Here is a 19,125-nt window from a genome sequence, read left to right on the forward strand (position 1 = left end):
CGTAAGATTGCGATGATGTGATCGCGGCTCAGCGATTTCTCTACTTGCGATGGCCTGCCCTACCTGTGGCGAATTCTGCCGCTGCACACCGGGGAACTCAGCTGGATCACGCAGCATCGTTCTAGTGGATCCGGAAGGGTTTGATCCCAGCGAGCAGCAGTTTGCCTCAAGCCTCGAGCCGGACGAATCTCCTCCGCCAGAGAGCGGGAGTGAGACTCAGCAGCTAGCCGGCTCGAGCCTGGCAACGGCTGCAGGACGTGCGAGCAGCGATCCTGGTGCAGGCGTCGAGAGCACTTCGGATTCGCTTGTGATCGCCCCTGCCGAGCCTTCCAATCACGAGCCTGCGACGGACTCTGTGGATGATAGCGAATTGTGGAAAGATGCCGTTGCTTCCCGCATCCGCAGCTACAAAGCCAGGCGATACCGGAAGCTCGGCCAGGGATCGCTGCACTTCAACTTCGAGTCTACGACCGGCAATCACGTTTTCCTTAAGCCCGAGTTTCCATTTGACGTCGCGCCTGCGAACTTTACCGAGCCGGAAAAACGGATCGAGGCAGGGAATGCCATTGTCACTTCCAGCCCTTCGAATCTGGCCTCAGCGCTTGCGCAAGCCCCTGAACACGAACTGGTAACTGAAGAAGAATCAGAACAAGAAAGGCCTGAGCCGCGGTCGCGACCGGCACGAGGCCCGGTTCCGGAACAAGGCAAACTGATCGAGTTTCCGCGACCCTCCTATATGACGCACACGGTCAGCGAGTTGGCTGAACCGGTGCTTACGTCGCCGCGGATTCTGGATGTACCGGAGAGTGTTCCGGTTGACCCGCCGCCGCTCGATGGTCTATGCCTGGAAACGCCAGCCGAAACCAATGAACAACCACTCGAGGTACCCCTGCGGGTGGCCCCGGTGTCGCGCAGGTTGTCAGCGGCCTTGCTGGACGGACTCATCGTGCTGCTTGCGACCGCAGTCTTCGCGGTCGTGGCGCTGAAAGTGGGGCCTGGACAACTGCTTCAGGACAGGCGATCCACCCTTGCAATGGCCATGTCTATCCCTGCAATGCTGTGGATCATCTATCAATACGTGTTTCTCGCCTACGCCGGCATCACTCCGGGCATGCGCCTTATGCGATTGCACATTCTGCACTTCGAAGGGGAGGGTGTCCGCAGACACTTGCGGCAATACCGCGCGCTGATGCTGCTAGTCTCGTGCTGTCCCGCTGGACTCGGCTTCCTATGGGCTTTTTACGATCCCGACACACTCTGCTGGCACGACCGCATTACGCGCACCTATGTAGCATCCCGGCCCCACTGAATGCCTGGCGCGCTCTCGCAGCGTAATTCCTCTCCTCCCGCCTGCAGATTCAGCCGTACCGCTCAAAAAAGGCCAGCATCTGGCGTATATTAGTGAATCCTATTGCGAGGATTGGCCGAGGTAGAGTTTTACTCCGAATACCCACGATCTGCCACGAAATGACCCGTTTCTTATGTCCACCTCGATTAAGGATCTGAAGCGTCCAGCCGTACCGGTATTCATCGCCACCACGGTGATGCTGAGCTTCATCTCCTTCTGGCGGGTGGCGGCGGTGGTGCTTGCCGACCTGGCTTCGTCCGCTTATTACGCGGGCGGTGACGCCGAGAAGGTGATCGGCAAAAGCGCCCCTTGGTTCATCCTGGCGGTGATGCTGTTTAGCTACGCCGTGCGCGCGGTGTACATCGAGTCGAGCAGCATGTTCGTGCGCGGCGGAGTGTACCGGGTAGTCAAAGAGGCCATGGGCGGTAGCCTGGCCAAGTTTTCCGTATCCGCTTTGCTATTTGACTATGTCCTCACAGGCCCGATCAGCGGCGTCTCCGCTGGCCAATATCTCGGCGGCTTTATCATCGATGTCTCCAGATATGTGCATCACCCGCTTTCCTGGAACGACGATGACATCAACCATTTTGCAGCAGCGTTTGCCGTAGCTGTATCCCTCTACTTCTGGTGGAAGAACACCCAAGGCATCCACGAGTCGTCTGACAAAGCCATGAAGATCATGAAGATCACCACCGTCATGGTGGTGATGCTGATCGTATGGTGCGTGATTACCATCCTGAAGTCCACGAGCGCGCACCTGCCGCCGCTGCCGAATCTGGCAAACATGCATCACAGCCGAGAGGCGTGGGGATGGCTGACCGGGACACGGCTTAGTGAAATCACATTGATCGCTCTTCTGGTAGGGTTTGGGCACTCGGTGCTGGCGATGAGCGGCGAAGAGACGCTCGCGCAGGTCAATCGCGAGATCGAAAGCCCCAAGCTTAAGAACCTGGAGCGAGCCGGGCTGGTGATCTTTCTCTATAGCCTGCTGTTCACGTCGCTTGTGTCATTCTTCGCAGTCATGATCATTCCCGACCAGATTCGGCCCGATTACTTCAGCAACCTGATCGGTGGGATTGCGATCTATCTGGCGGGGCCGGAAGTTCTGCGGCTGGTCTTTCATGCCTTCGTAGTGTTGGTTGGAATCCTGATTCTTTCGGGCGCGCTGAATACGTCTATTGTTGGCGCCAATGGCGTGTTGAACCGCCTGAGCGAAGACGGAGTTCTGACCTCGTGGTTTCAGCGGCCGCAGAAGCGCTACGGCACTAGCTACCGCATCATCAACCTGATTGTGGGGCTCCAAGTCTTGACCATCATCGTCAGCCGGGGGAATGTCTACCTGCTGGCGGCGCTGTATGCCTTCGGTGTGATCTGGAGCTTCGCGTTCAAGGCCCTGGCCGTCTTCGTGCTGCGCTTTACCGAGCCTGAGAACCGGCAGTGGAAGGTGCCCGGGAATCTGCAGATCGGTGGCAGGGAGGTCCCGCTTGGGCTGGCGGTGATCACGGTGATTCTGTTTATGACTGCCATTGTGAATCTATTCACCAAGACAGAGGCCACGATTGCCGGCGTAACCTTCAGCGCCATTTTCTTCGGAATCCTGGTTGCTTCGGAGCGTTACAACGCGCGCCGGCACGGGCACCACGAAAACGTGGAGCAGTTCCGGGTTTTCGGAAATCCCGAGCTGGACTACACCGCATTGCGCGTCCGGCCGGGCAACGTGCTGGTTTCAGTGCGCGATCCGCGCAATCTTTACTACCTGCGCGATGTGCTGCAGCGTACAGACACCACCAAGCAGGATGTGGTGGTGATGACCGCCCGCCTTTCTCCTCGCGAGCACTCTTTCAGCGGCAACACCATGTACGAGGCCAAGGACGTCTTCGACACCTATGAGCAGGAGCTGTTTTCGCGCGTGGTGGCGGTAGCGGAAAAAGAAGGCAAGCCCGTCTACCTGCTGGTGGTGCCTGGCACGAATGTTTTTGACACCATCATGATGACGGCGCAGCGGCTGGATTCAACGCGTGTAGTCTGTGGGCTCTCCTCCCACCTGAGTTCCGAAGAACAGGGCAAGTTGACCGGAGACGCATGGGAGCGCTTGCCCGAGCCCCGGCCTCGCGTCACCCTGGAGGTGGTGGAACCAGACGCCACGCACAGGGAGTATCTGCTGGGACCGCATGCTCCGCGCATGCGCGAGGAGGATGTGCAGCTCATGCATAAGCTGTGGCTGAATATCACTTCCGATCCGAAGTATTCCGGCCTGCATCATTACCACGTGGTAGCTCTGGCCCTGCAGGAACTCGAGAAGGAGTTAGACGGCAACAGACGAGAAGAGCTATTGCGAGAATTGCAAGCGCAACTCAACAATAGGCAAGAGCCTCCCACGCCCCCAAGCTAGCCTGTTGTCCTCTGATAACATCAATCTGGTGAGTACGCAGGAAATCGTCCGGGTGCGATTCGCGCCCTCTCCAACCGGTCAACTGCACGTGGGGAATGCCCGCACGGCGCTGGTGAACTGGCTGTTCGCGCGTCAACATAAAGGCACGATGGTGCTGCGCATCGAAGATACCGATGTCGAGCGCAGCGAAGCGCGCTTCGAACAGCAATTGTTGGACGATCTGAAGTGGCTGGGCATTGATTGGGACGAGGGCCCCGATGTGGGTGGCCCATATCAGCCGTACCGGCAGTCGGACCGACTCGATCTCTACCGCCAGCATGCTGAACAACTGCTCGCGGACGCTAAAGCGTATCTCTGTTTCTGCAAGGAAGAGGATTTACAGGCTGAGCGCGACCGCGCCATCTCGGAGGGATTGCAGCAAACCTACTCCGGAAAATGCCGCGCGCTCGATCCGCAAGAAGCCAGGCGCAAGCGTGCGGAGGGCGAGCCCGCCGCCATTCGCCTGAAGATTCCTGAGCATCCCATACGCTTCCGCGATATCGTGCGTGGCGACGTCGAGTTTCCCAACGAAGTGGTAAGCGATCCCATCATTCTCCGTTCTTCGGGAATGCCGGTTTACAACTACGTGGTGGTGATCGACGACGGGCTGATGAAGATTACCCATGTGATCCGCGGCGACGATCACCTTTCCAATACTCCGAAGCAGGTGGCGCTCTACGAGGCGTTAGGCTGGAAGACGCCGGAGTTTGCGCATCTGTCCACGATTCTCGGAGCCGACCGCACCCGGCTTTCTAAACGGCACGGCGCAACTTCGATCGCTAATTTCCGCGAATCGGGAGTGTTGCCAGAAGCGTTAATGAATTATCTTGCCCTGCTTGGCTGGGGTGCGCCGGGAGGCATGCGCGAGATTTTCAATCACGAGGAGTTGATCAAGCATTTCGATCTGAAGCGCGTCACCCCATCGGCCGCGGTTTTCGATGTGGAGAAACTCTACTGGCTCAACCGGCACTACATCAAGCAAAGCGTGCCATCGAGGATCGTTGATTTGGCGTTGCCCTTCTTCCAGCAGGAGGGCTTGTTGCCGGACAAGCTCGATGAGCCGACGAGTGGCTGGTTCGCGAAGGTCGTGGGATTGCTCGCTCCGGCGGTTGATCGCCTGGAACAATTGCCGCATCGAGCTCAACTCATTTTTCGCTACGACCCGGAGCATGCTCTGGTGCACGATGAGAACCCTCAAGTGCTCGCGGCGGCCACGTCAGAGACTGTGGTTGAGTCGTTTGCACGCGCCGTTTGCTCGAACGGAGCGGACGAACTCACGCCGGAACGCTTCAAGGCGATCATGAACCAGGTGAAGGAGAAGTCCGGCGCAAAGGGCAAAGACTTGTTTCATCCGGTGCGCATCATTCTGACCGGGTCGCATTCCGGACCCGACTTCGACAAGCTGATCCCCATTCTCGAAGAGGGCAGCCGCTTGCCGCTTCCGCAGCACGTGAAGAGTGTGTGCGAGCGGGTGGAGGGGTTCATGAGCGCATGGAAGAAGCAGAGCGACTGATGCCGCAACAACTTTCGATGTCATCCTGAGCGAGGACGCGGCAAAACCCGGGGCCCCGGCAAACCCGCTGTTGGTTTGTTGGGGTGGAAGCCGCGTCCGAGTCGAAGGACCTCGCGGTTGTTCAATACTAGTCATCCTCTGCTTCTGATTCGTGAGAATTTCTGAAAAATCCGCGACCGAAACCAACCTAGTCTGCCAGCGCCGCCTTCAGTGCCCCGCTCAATTCCGGATATCGGAACTGGTATCCCACGGTCGTGAGTTTGGCGGGCATGGCGCGCTGGCTGGCGAGCAGAATCTCCTCGCCCATTTCACCAAAGGCAAGCTTCACCGCGAATTCCGGCATGGGGAACATGGTCGGCCTGTGTAGGGCTTGTCCGAGCGTCTTGGTGAATTCAGCATTGGTTGCCGGATTGGGCCCCGTGACATTCACCGGGCCTGAGACGCGAGCGTCGGTGAGCGCATGCTGGATCGCGCCGATGACGTCGGCGAGCTCGATCCAGCTCATCCATTGGCGCCCGCCGCCTACGCGTCCCCCAACGCCGAGCCGGAAGGGGGTGAGCATCTTGGCAAGTCCTCCGCCGATGCGGCTCAGGACGAATCCCGTTCGCAGGTGCACGGTGCGTACGCCGGCCGCTGCCGCAGGCTGGGCGGCCGCTTCCCACTGACGACAGACTTCCGCCAGAAATCCGGTCCCGGGAGGGCTGTTCTCGGTCAGGATCTCGTCGCCGCGCTCCCCGTAGTAGCCGACCGCCGAAGCACAAATTAATACCGCGGGCCGTTTTGATGCGCGCGCAATGCCGGAGGAGATGGTCTGCGTTCCCTGCGCCCGGCTGTTCTGAATGCGGCTCTTGATGGTTTCAGTCCACCGGGTCGCGATGCTCTCACCTGCAAGATGAACGACGGCATCGGAGCTTTCGAACAATGAAGGGTCGATAGCGCCGTAGGGATCCCAGCCGACTTCATTGGGAGCGCTGGAATTGCGGCGAACAAGTCGCGTGACCTGGTGACCGCTTTTCTCCAGGGCTGTGACGAGTGCTGAGCCTATAAGCCCGCTGGCGCCGCTGACGATGATTCTCATTTCGGAATCTCCTGGCGGAAATGCACACAGAGACTGCGCTGGCCGTCCCAAAGTTACGATAGAGTTGGCATTAGAGGTTCAACAGCTTGCCATAGCTGCTGCACAGGATAGAGTAACCGTATGCGATTTGTTCCGCACTGGCTGGTTGCGATTTTTGCTGGGCTCTCAATCTGTTCGTTGGCGGCAGCCCAGGCCGCGCCTGCCGCGCAATCGGCAGCGCCCGCGCCGGCTGCTTCGGCGACCAGTCCGGAGCAGGCCGCCAGGTCGGAAGCGATTCAGCAGTTCATCGAAAAGAATTTTGGCCCGGATCTCAAATACGATCCTGCATTCGCCCCGTTTGTGGGCGACTTCGATGGGGACGGCGAAGAAGATGTAATCCTCATCGCACGCGGCAAGAATGTGATGGGGGCTGAAGGCCAGTTTCAGTATCGTGTCCAGGATCCGTACGACGCCTACTACGGTTTCGGCAATGCCCGCATCATGGCGCAGTACACCACTGGAGGTCCGCAGGAGCGGCACTTTCTGGTCGTACACGGATGGAAACTGCAGACGCCCAAGGCCAAGTTTGTGCTGGTCAATGTTCCCTTCGAGCAGGCAGCCATGTCGCACGCGACTCTCAAGAAGAAGATGGTTTCGGCGATAACCACACACGAGGCGGCGGGGCTTTCGGCGCTGATTTTCTTTGACGGGAAGAAGTACCGCTGGGAACCGATTGGGATGGATTAGGGTGCGTGCACTGCAGTCGCTTGGATCCGTTCTCTTTATCGGTTCGGCTTTTAACACAATTCCATGATTACGTCATTGTGCTCTCTTGCCGTACTTAGGGGGAGGAGGCTTCCCCTGGGTTGGCTTCCTGGCGCTGCTCGCAATACTCATTTACCAGCTAGCTTCGAGAAAACTGCTTAACTTGCGATGGGCGGTCTGGGCCACCAGGCGCACACGACCCAGAACCTACTGGACCGTAATGAGCATTTACGCGCTGGTGGTTTTAGCTGGTTTGTACCTCGGTTGGATCACATCATAAGCGTGCCGAACTGTTGTATCCCACCCGGGACTCCGGCGCTCAGGTGCTTGACTCGTTACCGGTGTCTCACGACCTTCGTTCCGAGACTGTAGCGTTCACGGCAACGATAATTCTGGAATGCTTCGACCAAGCAATTTTGTAGCGGCGATGATACTCGCCATGCTCGGCATCACCGCATCTGCCCAATCTACTTCACCGCGTTCCAACACAGCATTGGACAGTATCCTGGTCTGCGGAGACGGTTTCGTTTTTGCGCTGAAGGAGCCGCAGAGCTGGCGCTGCATTTGAGGGCAGCGCGCAACTCAGTACCAGGCTAATGCCGTGCTATTTCCGAGTTCAGCAGACTCACGAGCGCACCGCGTTGAGATCCGCGTCCGGGTTAATAAGAAGGTGGACGAGAACACGCTCGAGGATTTGAATTCCGATATGCGCCAATACAAGAAAGAATACCCAAAGGTGCAGTTTGCTGCCTTAGACGTAGCTCATCCCGAATATCGGACCCACGCAAAACTGTTCCTGTTTCCAGGCGACTTCTACGACTACGTTGCTTATCTCAACCCTGGACCAAATTCCTGGTTCACTCTCTCGGTTTCGATGACAAAGGAGAAGGTTCCTGCAACTCAGGACGAACTGGCTGCCTATGCAAACGTGCTCAAGTCGTTGTACGTTCCCGCTGGCAAGTCTTCGCAAACACATTGACATCTCAACCAGATTTTTCAGAAAGCAATTGGTTGTGTCCCCGGGTTCTGGATCGTCCACCCAACCATACCGCATGACTTCCCATCCAACTTCGTGATAGAAGTTTCTGCCAGCCTCACAGGCATTCCAACATGACTTCTGAACTGAGTGGTTCCGGCATTTTGCCGGGCGCGTGCCAAAAATTGCAGAGCAGGAAATCCAAGCTACTTTTGGCCATGTTGGGCCCGCTGGTCATTCTGGCGACCCTCGCCTACGCCGCCAAGCAGTACACGCCGCCGCGCATCTATAACGCCAAAACCTATCCCGCGCGCGACGAGCATCCGATGGAAAAGATCACCGTTGCTGGCGATCCCTACGATCTGCAGGAGAAGGAGGAGGCCGCGTTCCATCTCAAGTACAAGGAGAACGGGTTCCTGCCGATCCTGCTGGTCATATCGAATGATGGAGACGCGCCCATCTCGGTGTTGAACCTGAAAATCGAATATGTGACCGGAACGCGCAAGGCGAAGCTGCTGCCGGCGACCGAAGACGACTTGTATCGGCGGTTTTCGCATTTGGAGCGCCGGGGCGACGAGCCCAGCCGCAATCCCACACCCATTCCGCTGCCCCGCAAGGGACCGAAAACCGGTGTCTCGGCGGAAGGACGGGACGAATTTCAGGCCTCCATGTTCAAGGCAAAGGCCGTGGAGCCACATGAAAACCAGGCCGGGTTCGTGTTTTTCGATGTTGAGGGCATCTCGCAGCCCCTGGCAGGCTCGCATTTGTATGTTTCCGGTCTCAAAGACAACAATGGCCAGGAGCTGATGTACTTCGAAATCCCCATGGAGAAGTACCTGACGTACCAGCCGGTGAAGTAGAAGCTCAGACGATTCGGCAGCCGCGGGGCGGAGCTTATGTAGCGTGCTGCGCCCGCCCAGTGATTACATGCACGTGGGGAAATCAATGCTGATCAATGTCGCGATCGACAGCCGACTTTTGCAAGAAGCGCAAAGGCTGGGCGGGCACCGCACCAGGCGAGGAGCGGTTACTGCCGCTCTTGGGGGAGTACATCGCACGGCGAAAGCAACGAGAGATCCTGACGCTATTTGGCAAAATTGACTACGAACGCACCTACGACTACAAACGGGAGCGCAAAGGCACGAGGGTGTGATGTGCTACGAAAGACGCATATTTGATCTGCTTTAGGCCCAACGCTCGTCCTGTGTTACCGGCAGGCGTTACCAGCCGCCACTTGCGCTTTCTTATTCCGGAGCTACAATAGTGTTGCTCGCATCTGTATGCGTTAGGGGCTGCCACCTGGCGGCCGGAACAGGCGGTATCCGCAAGGCGGAACTGCACTGGAGGTTACAGTGAGCATCACATCCATCGGCGAAAGCCGTCTGAAAGTCACCCCTCTTACCCTTCGCGAAAAGAAACAGCACCGTGAACCCATCACCTGTCTGACGGCCTATGACTACGCCACCGCCCGCCTGGTAGATGAGGCCGGCATCGATATCGTGCTGGTCGGAGACTCGTTGGCGCAGGTCGTGCTGGGCTATGACAGCACCCTGCCCGTCACCATGGACGAAATGGTCCACCACACGCGCGCCGCTCGCCGGGCGGTAAAGCGCGCGTTGCTGGTGGCCGACATGCCTTATGGCGCCTACCATGCCAGCATCGAAGAAGCTGTCCGCAATGCCACGCGCTTCATCAAGGAGGGCGGGGCCGAGGCGGTGAAGCTGGAGGGCGGCGAGAAGCGCTCGGAGTTGGTTCGGCGCATGCTCGATGCCGAGATCCCAGTAATGGGCCACATCGGCCTGACCCCGCAATCGGTGAACGTGATGGGCGGGTACAGGGTGCAGGGCAAGACGCTGAGCGCCGTTGAGCAACTCATGCGCGATGCCGTGGCGCTCGACCGGGCCGGCGTTTTCAGCATTGTCCTGGAAGGCATGCCGCGAGAGGTGGCCGCCATGATCACTGCCGAGGTCTCCGCTCCAACCATCGGGATAGGAGCTGGTCGGGACTGCGATGGGCAGGTGCTCGTGATCCATGACCTGCTTGGCCTGACCTTCACGCCGCCCGCCAAGTTTGTGCGGCGCTATGCTGATGTGCGCGGAGTGATCAGCGAGGCGCTTCAGGCTTACAAGGCGGATGTCGTCTCCGGGCAGTATCCTGGGGAGCACGAGTCCTATCACCTGCCCAAGGAAACGCAGGCGGTGCTGGAAACGATCAACGAGCGCAAGCGGGCGATGCGGTGAGCGCGGTCGTCTGCAACGGTCACGTTGTCGCAAGAATCTTTAGGGTGGCCCACTCTCGCCGTCTTCTGACCAGGGTGGCGTAGTTTCGCTTTGCTAACAACTACCTCCATGCGCGCCATCGAATCCCTGGAGCAGATGCAGTCTGTCTGCCGTGACGTGCGCCGCAGCGGAAAACGGCTCGGCCTCGTGCCTACTATGGGAGCCCTTCACGAAGGACACTTATCGCTGGTGCGTGCCGCGCGGGCGCAGTGCGATGTTGTGGCCGTGTCTCTGTTCGTGAATCCGCTGCAGTTCGGGCCAAAAGAGGACTATTCGAAATATCCGCGAACGTTCGAGCGCGACCGTGCGTTGCTGGAAGCGGAAAGAGTTGATCTTTTATTGGCTCCGTCCGCCCAGGCCATGTACCCCCCAGGTGCCAGCACATTCGTCGAAGTCGCAGGCTTGAGTGACAAACTGGACGGCAAGTCGCGTCCCGGACATTTCCGCGGCGTCGCTACCGTCGTAGCCAAACTCTTTCACATCGTGCAGCCCGATCTGGCGTTTTTTGGACAGAAGGATGCGGCGCAATTGGCGATCATTCGTCGGATGGTCCGCGATCAGAATATGGACGTGCAGATCGTCCCTTGTCCGATCGTGCGTGAGCCGGATGGGTTAGCTATGAGCTCGCGCAACCAGTATCTCAGTGGGGACGAGCGGAAAAGAGCGACGGTGCTGTACCGGTCACTCTGTCAGGTACGCTCGCTGTTTGATCGCGGAGAGCAGCAGTCGGAACCGTTGATCGAATGTGGTAAGCGGACGATCGCGGAGGAACCTGCGGCACGCTTGGATTATTTCGCCATCGTTGATCCAGATACGCTGGATCCGGTAAACGAAGTTTCGCGTGGTGCGCTGGTCGCTGTGGCAGCATGGGTGGGGAGCACGAGGCTGATCGATAACATTTTTTTGCCCGGGTAGACCTGTCGCGGATTTTGCCAGCTCCCAGTTAGCGCCGAAAAAAGCGGCGCGAACGTGGCGAACCCTCAAGATTTTCGTCCGGCAAGACTCACCGCTGACTCCTCGGATCTGCAGGCGCTCTCTTTCCCGAGACGAATGGGTTTCCGGCGATGATGTAGCGCAGTGGATGCGCAACGGCCTTGGTGATTCCGATGCGTGGGCCTACCACCACGCGAGGCGAAGCATAGCCGTCGTCAACGATCTGCAGATCGGATGTCGGCGAGGTCAGGTCTTTGTCGTTGTCGCGCAGCCGCGTGACCCCAAATGCTTCTGCCAGCCGGCCAGGCCCCGAGGTCAACAGACGCAAACTCGCCGGCTTTCCCCGGTCGATTGAAATTCCACGCTGTTTGGCCATCCACTCGATTCCAGCAATTGGTTCCAGAGCGCGAAACAAAACCCCACCCGCGATGCCATCGGGCTCGCAGGAGACATTCAGGCAATAATGATTGCCATAGATGAAATATACGTAGGCTCGGCCGGGCGGTCCGAACAGGACATAATTGCGCGCGGTACGCCCGGCGGCCGCATGAGCAGCCGGATCGTTTTCCCCAAGATAGGCCTCGACTTCCACGATCCGCCCAGCCAACACTCGCCTGGCTTCGCGGCGGATGAGAACCTTGCCCAGCAGGTCACGCGAAACCAGGCGTGGCTCACGGGCGTAAAAATCGGCTGACAAAATTTGGTCCCCTGTGGCGTGCGAACCCGGCTCCGGCTCCCGGTACGGTACGATGGCAGACTTCCATGAGGCCAGTTTTGTAATCGGCTTGACTCTTGGGCGCATCTCAGAACACTGATCGGAGCTGGTACCAGCTCCGAAACTTCACCTGGAGGAGAACATGAGCATCCGACGTCTGACCACCGCCTTGTTAGTGATTCTAATGGGAGCGCTGGCAACGCGAGCGGTAGAGATTCCTGCGGGAACGAAAATCACGGTGCGAGTGAATAGCGAAATCAGCTCAGGAAAGGCTGAAGCTGGCCAGATCTTCGAGGGCACGTTGGCCAAGAGTCTGGTGGTCAACGGAACGACGATCGCGAAATCGGGAGCACCGGCGCAGCTCAAGGTGACCAACGCAAAATCGAGTGGACGGCTGCATGCCCCGGGACAGTTGAGTGTCCGGCTGATCTCGGTGCATGGAAGAAAGGTGAGCACCAATTCCCTCGCGCGCACCGGGAAGAGCCATACGAAGAGCAACGTCACCAAGATTGGCGGAGGAACGGCAGCGGGAGCGCTGATCGGAGGACTCGCGGGTGGCGGAAAAGGCGCAGCGATTGGCGCTGGCGTTGGGGCAGCAGGAGGAACCGGCGTGGCTGCTGCCACCGGGAAAGAAGAGGCAATCATTCCCGCCGAGAGTGCGCTGACGTTTACGACGCGATAGGGCAGGCTTGCTGTATCCGCGGCGCCGAGCTGCGCTCGCCTTGAGCGGACGGGACCTCCGCTTCCACGTGGTTTGACACATCGAGAATTCTCAAAAATGCCGGCGGATTCGTCTTTAGAAGCGGCAGCCTGATGTCTGATTGCTGAATGCTGAGGGCTGATTGCTTAGAAAAAACGGACAGTCCAGCCGGAGCTGCCGGACTGTCCAGCCATCTGGGTTAGGAGGTACATGTCGAGGCTCTAATGTCGCTGTTTCGTGTTAACCGACGATTGCATTCTTGTAAATGTTCGGTGAATTCCAGAAAAAGAAATTGATAACAACCGGCTCCCGTAATCGTCTAAGTAAATGAACATTGTTAGGGGTGTTGGGACGAATCAAAAAAGCAAACAGAGGAAGACTTTTCACCTGGTCTTTACGGTGGCTCAATCATGCTGCAATCAAAATTCAGTAAGCTGCAGAAAGGAATGGATAGCGTGCGGCGAGCCGCACGATGGACAAACCGGCACAACTCAAGGAGGAAGTTCGTGGGTCTCACGGTCGAGACGCGAGTTCTCGGAGAGATTGCAGTGGTGCACCTGGCGGGGAAGTTGGTCTTCCGCGATGAAGCGCGAGCACTCTCTGAGCACGTAGTGGAACTGCTGGATCGGAGGTTGTCGGTGGTTCTGAACCTGGAAGAGGTCACGACGATTGACGGCGGAGGTCTTGGAGTACTGGTGGCCTCCAGCAAGCGGGCCGAGACCCGCGGGCTGGCGTTGAAAATCTGCAACCTGGACGCGCGGCTGCGGGAGGTGTTTGCGATCACCAATCTGTACCAAGTGTTGGATGTGCACGAGCACGAAGAAGCCGCCCTCGAGTCTTTCGGTGCGCGCGCGGCCTGATGCATCTGTCTTTCTTCAACTGAGCGGCAGCTAACCCGAAGCATCGATCCCGGAACCAACGGTTCGAGCTTCGGGTTTTTCTTATGACCGAGTAAGTCTCGGCGGGCAATTTTTGAGTGCCGATCGGGCGGCTGTGCTGGAAGATAATCGGGCGTCCGGCGATCGGAGAGCGAGTAAAAGGAGCTTGCTGATGAGCGGGAAAATTCTCTTAGGCGTTGGCCGGGAACTTCGGACTACTTCGGATGACAAATTTGTAGAAGCGATCAGAAATCTTCCCGATCGAATGGCGAAGCGACTGGCCTTCATGTCACCGGATCACCACGTCATCCGCGACTTCGTGGTGCGGGAACTGCCGCGACAAGTGAAGCCACAGCCGCTCTCGCCGGCGCAGATTGCGCAGGTCACGGCGTTGGAAGTCGCGAAAGTATCGGCCATCCTGCAAGATTTGGAAGAGCATCTTTTTTTTCTCGTGCGCGACGCCGGTGGGAATGTGAACTGGGCATTTCCCGTGACCACAGATCGGACGCCACATCGGCTGACATTCTCTACTGGCGAGCATACCTTTGGCGCTTGAGCGGAGGATGCCTTCGCTACGTCCTTCGTCGAAGGACGCCTTCGGGGAGAAAAGCTGCGGGTGCGCATCGATTCCGAATGCCAGCATTGCGCGCGCCCGCTGGCAATCGAAGTCGATGATGATCTCAGGTGGCAGGTTCTCTCGGACGGCGCTTCTCCGTTGCTGTTCGAGCCTGACATTAACTGGGCGAGCTTTCGCGGAATAAACATCATCCACGACTATTGAAATCAGACCGTATTCTTCTGGTCAGAAGAACATGCCCGTGATTATCGCCGCACTCATCAGCAACCCGATGGAGCTTACCTGACAATGGATCAGGCGGCCTTTTCCGAGCGCTACGCCCAATCGGGCCTGTTTGCAATCGCCGGAGATGGGGAGCTGCGAAGGTAGCCTGGGCCTGAGCTGCCCTGCATTTTCTCTTGCAACAGGTCGTTTCCAGCTCCTTCAGGTCCTGGTGCACCTTACCTGGAGGTCGCACACTCATGTAACTCCCTGGATCGCAATTCCCCTTTTCGGAAGCCAGCATGTACGGGACACTTTAGGTGGGCAACCCGGCGTGTGCCCTGGTGTCTCGTGGGAAGCTCGCATGAAACGTGTTCTGCAATTTTGTTTTTTGGTCTTTCTTCTCGCGCCTGTGCTGGCGTCGGCGCAGATGGTGCCGGGCGGAGAGCGCATCCTTTCCTATGACAGCGAAATCACGCTGATGGAAGATGGCTCGATTCACGTCACCGAAAATATCCGCGTGCGTGCGTTGGGTGTTCAGATCCGGCACGGAATTTATCGCGACTTCCCCACCCGCTACACCGACAAGCTGGGCAACCGCTATACCGTTCCCTTCGATATCGTCGAGGTGCGCCGGGACAACCAGCCCGAGGACTATCACACCGAGCGTCTGCTGAACGGCACCCGCGTGTACATGGGCAGCCGCTGGGCGACCCTCATCCCCAGCGAATACACCTACAGTCTTTCTTACGTGACATCGCGGCAGATGGGGTTTTATAGCGATCGCGAGGAGCTCTACTGGAATGTCACCGGGAACGGCTGGGCCTTTCCCATCGATCACGCCACCGCGACGGTGGTTTTGCCGTTACAGATTCCGCGCAACTTTGTTGAGACCTACGGCTACACCGGTCCTAAAGGCTACACCGGGCGCGACTTTTACGCCATTAAAGACGGCCTGGGGCGCCTGCACTATGAGACCAGGGCGCCGCTAGGCGTGCACGAGGGCTTCACAGTAGTCGCATGGTGGCCGCGCGGCTATATCCAGCCGCCAACCGACAAGCTGGAATACTTTTTCGCCGATAATGCTCCCGCTGTTGCTGCCGTGATCGGACTGGTGCTGGTGCTTCTGTATCAAGTGATCACCTGGATCATGGTGGGGCGCGATCCGGCGGCCGGAACCATCGTGCCGCAATACATTCCCCCTGACGGTTTTTCTGCCGCTGCGGTGCGCGAGATGGTGAAGATGGGCTTCGACAATCGCGCCTTTGCGGCAGAGATCCTGGGCTTGGCGGCGAAGAAATACTTGTCTATCGAGCAGGACGAAACGGGACAGTACACCCTGGTGAAGAGCAGTAATCCCGCGGCGGAGAGCGCCCTTACCGCGGAAGAAAGACTGGTGGCGCGACGTCTTTTCACAACCAATGACCGGCTCCTGCTGACGCCACTGAACCGTGAAAGTCTCTCGGAGGCGATGAAGGCGCTGAAGACGTCACTGTCGACGCGCATGGAGAGAATCTATTTCGTGCGCAATGCCGGATACATGGCACCCAGTGTCGTGCTGACCATCCTGAGCTTTCTCGCCATCGCCTACTATGCGGACTCTCAGCTCAAACCGGTGGCTCTATTCATGATGTTCTGGCTCGGCTTCTGGACCCTGGGTGTGGCCGCCCTCTCCATGCGGGTTGTGAGCGTGTGGCGCTCGGCGCTTCATGGCGGAGGCCAGCAAGCGTTGAAGTTCGGCGGCGCCATTTTCATTACATTGTTTGCGCTTCCCTTCCTGGCAGGAGAGTTGTTCGGAATCGGCATGCTCGTGCATGCCACTTCCGTTTTGTGCGTGAGCGTGTTTGCTTTGCTCATTGCCTGCAACTTCATTTATCACGAGCTGCTCAAGGCGCCGACGCATATGGGGCGCGAATTATTGGACAAGATTCAGGGCTTCAAGATGTTCCTCGCTGCCACCGAAGAAGATCAGCTGAAGCGCCTGGGGCCGGTGAACTGGAACCTCGATACCTTCAACCGCCTTTTGCCGTACGCCGTGGCTTTGGACGTGGAACAACAATGGTCGGCGAAATTCGCGCATGTGCTGGCATCGACCCTGGTTCCCGTCGGGGCAGGAGCGTCTTCTGATGCCACCACCAGACTTCTGGCCGCTGAGGTCGCTGGCGGCTCGGCCGCCGGTTTTGCTTCCGGCATCGGTGATGCACTCACCTCCGCGATATCCAGTGCGGCTACTCCTCCCGGATCGAGTTCGGGCTCGAGCGGTGGAGGATCCTCCGGAGGCGGAGGGGGAGGCGGAGGAGGCGGCGGTTGGTAATCTTCCAGAACCACGCCCAGATCAGCGCTGAGCCCCGACATACCTTGAACAATCCAGTTCACGATCCCCGTTCCGCGACTTAGCGTCGTGCAGTCCAGTTGAATCAACCTGGGCTCTGGCTGACATCCACTCCGCCGGTTGCTACATTATCTTCGGTGGAAAACTACTTCAATTACTTCACGGAAATTGAGGAGCACTTTCAACAGTGCCGCGGTACCGGGCTACTGCTGAGCACGCTGGACTGGGCGCTGATTGAAACCTGGAAGGATGCCGGGGTGCCGCTCGAAGCCGTGATTCGCGGAATCGATTCCGCGTTTCACCGCTATGACCAGCGTCCGAGCAAGACCCGCAAGGTGAACAGCCTTGCTTACTGCGCCCAGGAAGTGCTGGCGGCTGCCGAGGAAATGAAAGAAGCAGCCGCCGGAACCGTCACGCCGGCAGAGTCGTCAGAGTCCAAAAAGGCAGTCGAGACTGGACTCGAACTTCCACGGATCTGCGAATTTCTGTTGCATAATGCCGGGCAGATCGAGCGAGCGGAGCTTCCCGCCGTTGGCCAGGAGATCGCCAACGACGTGGCGCACAACCTGCGAACAATTGCAGGGGATCTGCTGCAGAAGAGGACAACACGCCTCCAGGACCTGGAGCAGCGGTTGAGCGCAATTGAAGACAGGCTGCATGCGGCTGTGGTGAGCTGCACTTCTCAGGAAGAGCTGCTGTCTTTGCGAGCGGAAGCTGACCGCGAGATGGCGCCCTATCGCCGCAACATGCCGTCCATGCAGATCGATCAGCTACAGAGACAATTCATGCACAAGCGGCTGCTGGAGAGGTGGCAGCTGCCGAGGCTGAGTCTGTTCTACATGTGAATTCAGTATCACCGTTCAGCACTCAGAGGCCATCTCACAAATCCTTCTGAATTGGCGCGCAACTTCAGCCGTGCCGGCTAGGTCAAGACAAATGCGGGTCCAAAATAAGGTCGAAGCCCGCAGCACCCCGCACGGAAGACCTCCGCCGCCTATAATTCGTCCCTTGGAACTCACCATTGAAAAACTTGTGTATGGCGGCGATGGACTAGCACGTCTCGCGCCTGACGAGCAGGGCCGCCGGAAGACTGTGTTCGTGCCGTTGGTGTTGCCCGGGGAGCGGGTGGATGCCGAGATCGTAGAGGATCGGCCTGCATTCGCGCGAGCCCAGCTCAAGCAGGTGCTGGACTCGGCGCCGTTTCGAATTCTGCCACTTTGTCCTTATTTTGCCAGATGTGGCGGTTGCCATTATCAGCAGGCGAGCTACGAGGATCAACTGCGGCTGAAGGGAGAAATCTTGCGCGAAACGCTGGCGCGCATTGCCAAGCTGGAAGTCGGTGAATTGGCCACGCATGCATCTCCGGCTTGGAACTACCGCAATCGCACGCGGCTGCATGTGCGCAATGGCGCCGGCAAGTTTGAAATCGGGTATCACCGCCTGGGTTCGCATGCGCTGGAACCGGTGCGGGAGTGTCCTATCAGTTCGCCTCTGATCAATCGCGCGCTGGCGCAGATATGGAAGATCGGCGAAGCCGAAGGATTCCCTGAGGCGCTGGTGGCGGTGGAGCTATTTGCTACGAATGACGACACTGGGCTGCTGGTGCAGGGTCAGGTCGATCGTCGAGCGATGTTTTCGCCGGCCAGGTTCAAACCCATGGCCGAAGGCCTGCGCACCGCTATCCCCGAGCTTCGAGGCGTGGTAGCTGGCCACGCATCCATCGACGCGGGCGAAGCCACAGCTGCTCCGGAGCTCTCCGCGAGTTCGGCGGCGGGTAAGCCGCTGGCCGTTTTCGGCGAAGATGCCTTGCCCTTTACAACGGCATCGGGCGAATATCGCGTAAGTGCAGGCTCATTCTTTCAGACCAATCGATTCCTCACAGACACCGTGGTCGAGCTGGTTACGCGGGATCGCGCTGGAAAGTTTGCACTGGATTTGTATGCGGGAGTGGGATTGTTCTCGCTTCCACTGGCACGGCAGTTCGAGCGAGTGGTGGCTGTGGAATCGGCTCCCCGTTCCGCTGCGGATTTGAAGCATAATGCGCCACCGCATGTACAGGCACTGGAAGCCGCCACCGAGCACTATCTGGAGCGCGGAAGCAAACCCCCAGACTATGTTGTGGTGGACCCCCCGAGGGCTGGGCTGGGACGGCGGGTAGCAGAAAGGCTCGGTAAGCTCTTTTCGCCACAACTGACCTATGTGTCATGCGATCCTTCCACCCTGGCCCGCGATCTTCCCGTGCTGCTCCAATCGGGCTATAGGATTCAAGAGGCCCATCTGGTCGATCTTTTCCCGCAGACGTTTCACATCGAAAGCGTGTTCCGCCTGGCGCGGTAAGTCGATTGCTAGTCTCCCGTTTCGGCGGTGAAGACCTCTGAGGAGCCGCAGTTACCGAGACCGCGTCGTGTTCGCGCGCACAG

17 protein-coding genes are annotated in these 19,125 nt (G+C 58.3%); 15 read left to right on the top strand and 2 right to left on the bottom strand.

What is annotated here, in order from left to right:
• The first annotated feature begins 124 nt into the window (after positions 1–124).
• The 3 genes from VEG30_03035 (at position 125) to gltX (ending at position 5,292) form a co-directional block, all read left to right on the top strand.
• Complete coding sequence (locus tag VEG30_03035; protein ID HXZ78875.1) at positions 125–1,309, top strand: RDD family protein; 1,185 nt, start codon at positions 125–127, stop codon at positions 1,307–1,309.
• A 172-nt stretch (positions 1,310–1,481) separates the two neighbouring features.
• Positions 1,482–3,740 carry an APC family permease gene (locus tag VEG30_03040; protein HXZ78876.1) on the top strand — a complete coding sequence of 753 codons (2,259 nt, stop codon included), beginning with the start codon at positions 1,482–1,484 and terminating at the stop codon, positions 3,738–3,740.
• 28 nt (positions 3,741–3,768) lie between these two features.
• A complete protein-coding gene (gene gltX, locus VEG30_03045; protein ID HXZ78877.1) occupies positions 3,769–5,292 on the top strand; it encodes a glutamate--tRNA ligase in 1,524 nt (507 codons plus the stop codon).
• A 187-nt stretch (positions 5,293–5,479) separates the two neighbouring features.
• Here the strand turns inward: gltX and VEG30_03050 are convergent, their stop codons facing one another.
• On the bottom strand, positions 5,480–6,370 hold the full coding sequence (locus tag VEG30_03050; protein HXZ78878.1) for a TIGR01777 family oxidoreductase: 891 nt from the start codon (positions 6,368–6,370) through the stop codon (positions 5,480–5,482).
• 120 nt (positions 6,371–6,490) lie between these two features.
• On the opposite strand from VEG30_03050, the gene VEG30_03055 reads away from it, so the two are divergent.
• From VEG30_03055 to panC, 6 genes are all read left to right on the top strand, one after another.
• Positions 6,491–7,096 (top strand): hypothetical protein, encoded by a 606-nt coding sequence (locus tag VEG30_03055; GenBank protein ID HXZ78879.1) that lies wholly within the window; start codon positions 6,491–6,493, stop codon positions 7,094–7,096.
• Positions 7,097–7,715: 619 nt separating this feature from the next.
• Positions 7,716–8,093, top strand: coding sequence for a hypothetical protein (locus tag VEG30_03060; GenBank protein HXZ78880.1), 378 nt, complete (start codon positions 7,716–7,718; stop codon positions 8,091–8,093).
• A gap of 209 nt (positions 8,094–8,302) precedes the next feature.
• Positions 8,303–8,950, top strand: coding sequence for a hypothetical protein (locus VEG30_03065; GenBank protein HXZ78881.1), 648 nt, complete (start codon positions 8,303–8,305; stop codon positions 8,948–8,950).
• Positions 8,951–9,045: 95 nt separating this feature from the next.
• Positions 9,046–9,243, top strand: a complete 198-nt coding sequence (locus VEG30_03070) for a hypothetical protein (protein HXZ78882.1) — start codon at positions 9,046–9,048, stop codon at positions 9,241–9,243.
• Between the two features lie 199 nt (positions 9,244–9,442).
• On the top strand, positions 9,443–10,330 hold the full coding sequence (panB, locus tag VEG30_03075; GenBank protein ID HXZ78883.1) for a 3-methyl-2-oxobutanoate hydroxymethyltransferase: 888 nt from the start codon (positions 9,443–9,445) through the stop codon (positions 10,328–10,330).
• Between the two features lie 108 nt (positions 10,331–10,438).
• Positions 10,439–11,284, top strand: a complete 846-nt coding sequence (panC, locus tag VEG30_03080) for a pantoate--beta-alanine ligase (GenBank protein ID HXZ78884.1) — start codon at positions 10,439–10,441, stop codon at positions 11,282–11,284.
• 88 nt (positions 11,285–11,372) lie between these two features.
• Here the strand turns inward: panC and VEG30_03085 are convergent, their stop codons facing one another.
• Positions 11,373–12,104: a DNA-3-methyladenine glycosylase gene (locus tag VEG30_03085; protein HXZ78885.1), complete on the bottom strand. Its 732-nt coding sequence runs from the start codon at positions 12,102–12,104 to the stop codon at positions 11,373–11,375.
• Between the two features lie 55 nt (positions 12,105–12,159).
• Here VEG30_03085 and VEG30_03090 point away from each other — a divergent pair, with 55 nt between their 5' ends.
• The 6 genes from VEG30_03090 (at position 12,160) to rlmD (ending at position 19,042) form a co-directional block, all read left to right on the top strand.
• Entirely contained in the window at positions 12,160–12,699 is a 540-nt protein-coding gene (locus tag VEG30_03090; protein ID HXZ78886.1) for a hypothetical protein, read from the top strand.
• Positions 12,700–13,223: 524 nt separating this feature from the next.
• Complete coding sequence (locus tag VEG30_03095; protein ID HXZ78887.1) at positions 13,224–13,577, top strand: STAS domain-containing protein; 354 nt, start codon at positions 13,224–13,226, stop codon at positions 13,575–13,577.
• A 190-nt stretch (positions 13,578–13,767) separates the two neighbouring features.
• The gene (locus VEG30_03100) at positions 13,768–14,151 is read left to right on the top strand and encodes a hypothetical protein (GenBank protein ID HXZ78888.1); all 384 of its coding nucleotides are present in this window, start codon (positions 13,768–13,770) and stop codon (positions 14,149–14,151) included.
• Positions 14,152–14,737: 586 nt separating this feature from the next.
• A complete protein-coding gene (locus VEG30_03105) occupies positions 14,738–16,687 on the top strand; it encodes a DUF2207 domain-containing protein (protein HXZ78889.1) in 1,950 nt (649 codons plus the stop codon).
• A 98-nt stretch (positions 16,688–16,785) separates the two neighbouring features.
• Entirely contained in the window at positions 16,786–17,550 is a 765-nt protein-coding gene (locus tag VEG30_03110) for a hypothetical protein (GenBank protein HXZ78890.1), read from the top strand.
• Between the two features lie 163 nt (positions 17,551–17,713).
• On the top strand, positions 17,714–19,042 hold the full coding sequence (gene rlmD, locus VEG30_03115) for a 23S rRNA (uracil(1939)-C(5))-methyltransferase RlmD (GenBank protein ID HXZ78891.1): 1,329 nt from the start codon (positions 17,714–17,716) through the stop codon (positions 19,040–19,042).
• Positions 19,043–19,125 lie beyond the last annotated feature (83 nt).

The organism is Terriglobales bacterium, from assembly GCA_035624455.1.
Taxonomy (GTDB): Bacteria; Acidobacteriota; Terriglobia; order Terriglobales; family Acidobacteriaceae; genus DASPRM01.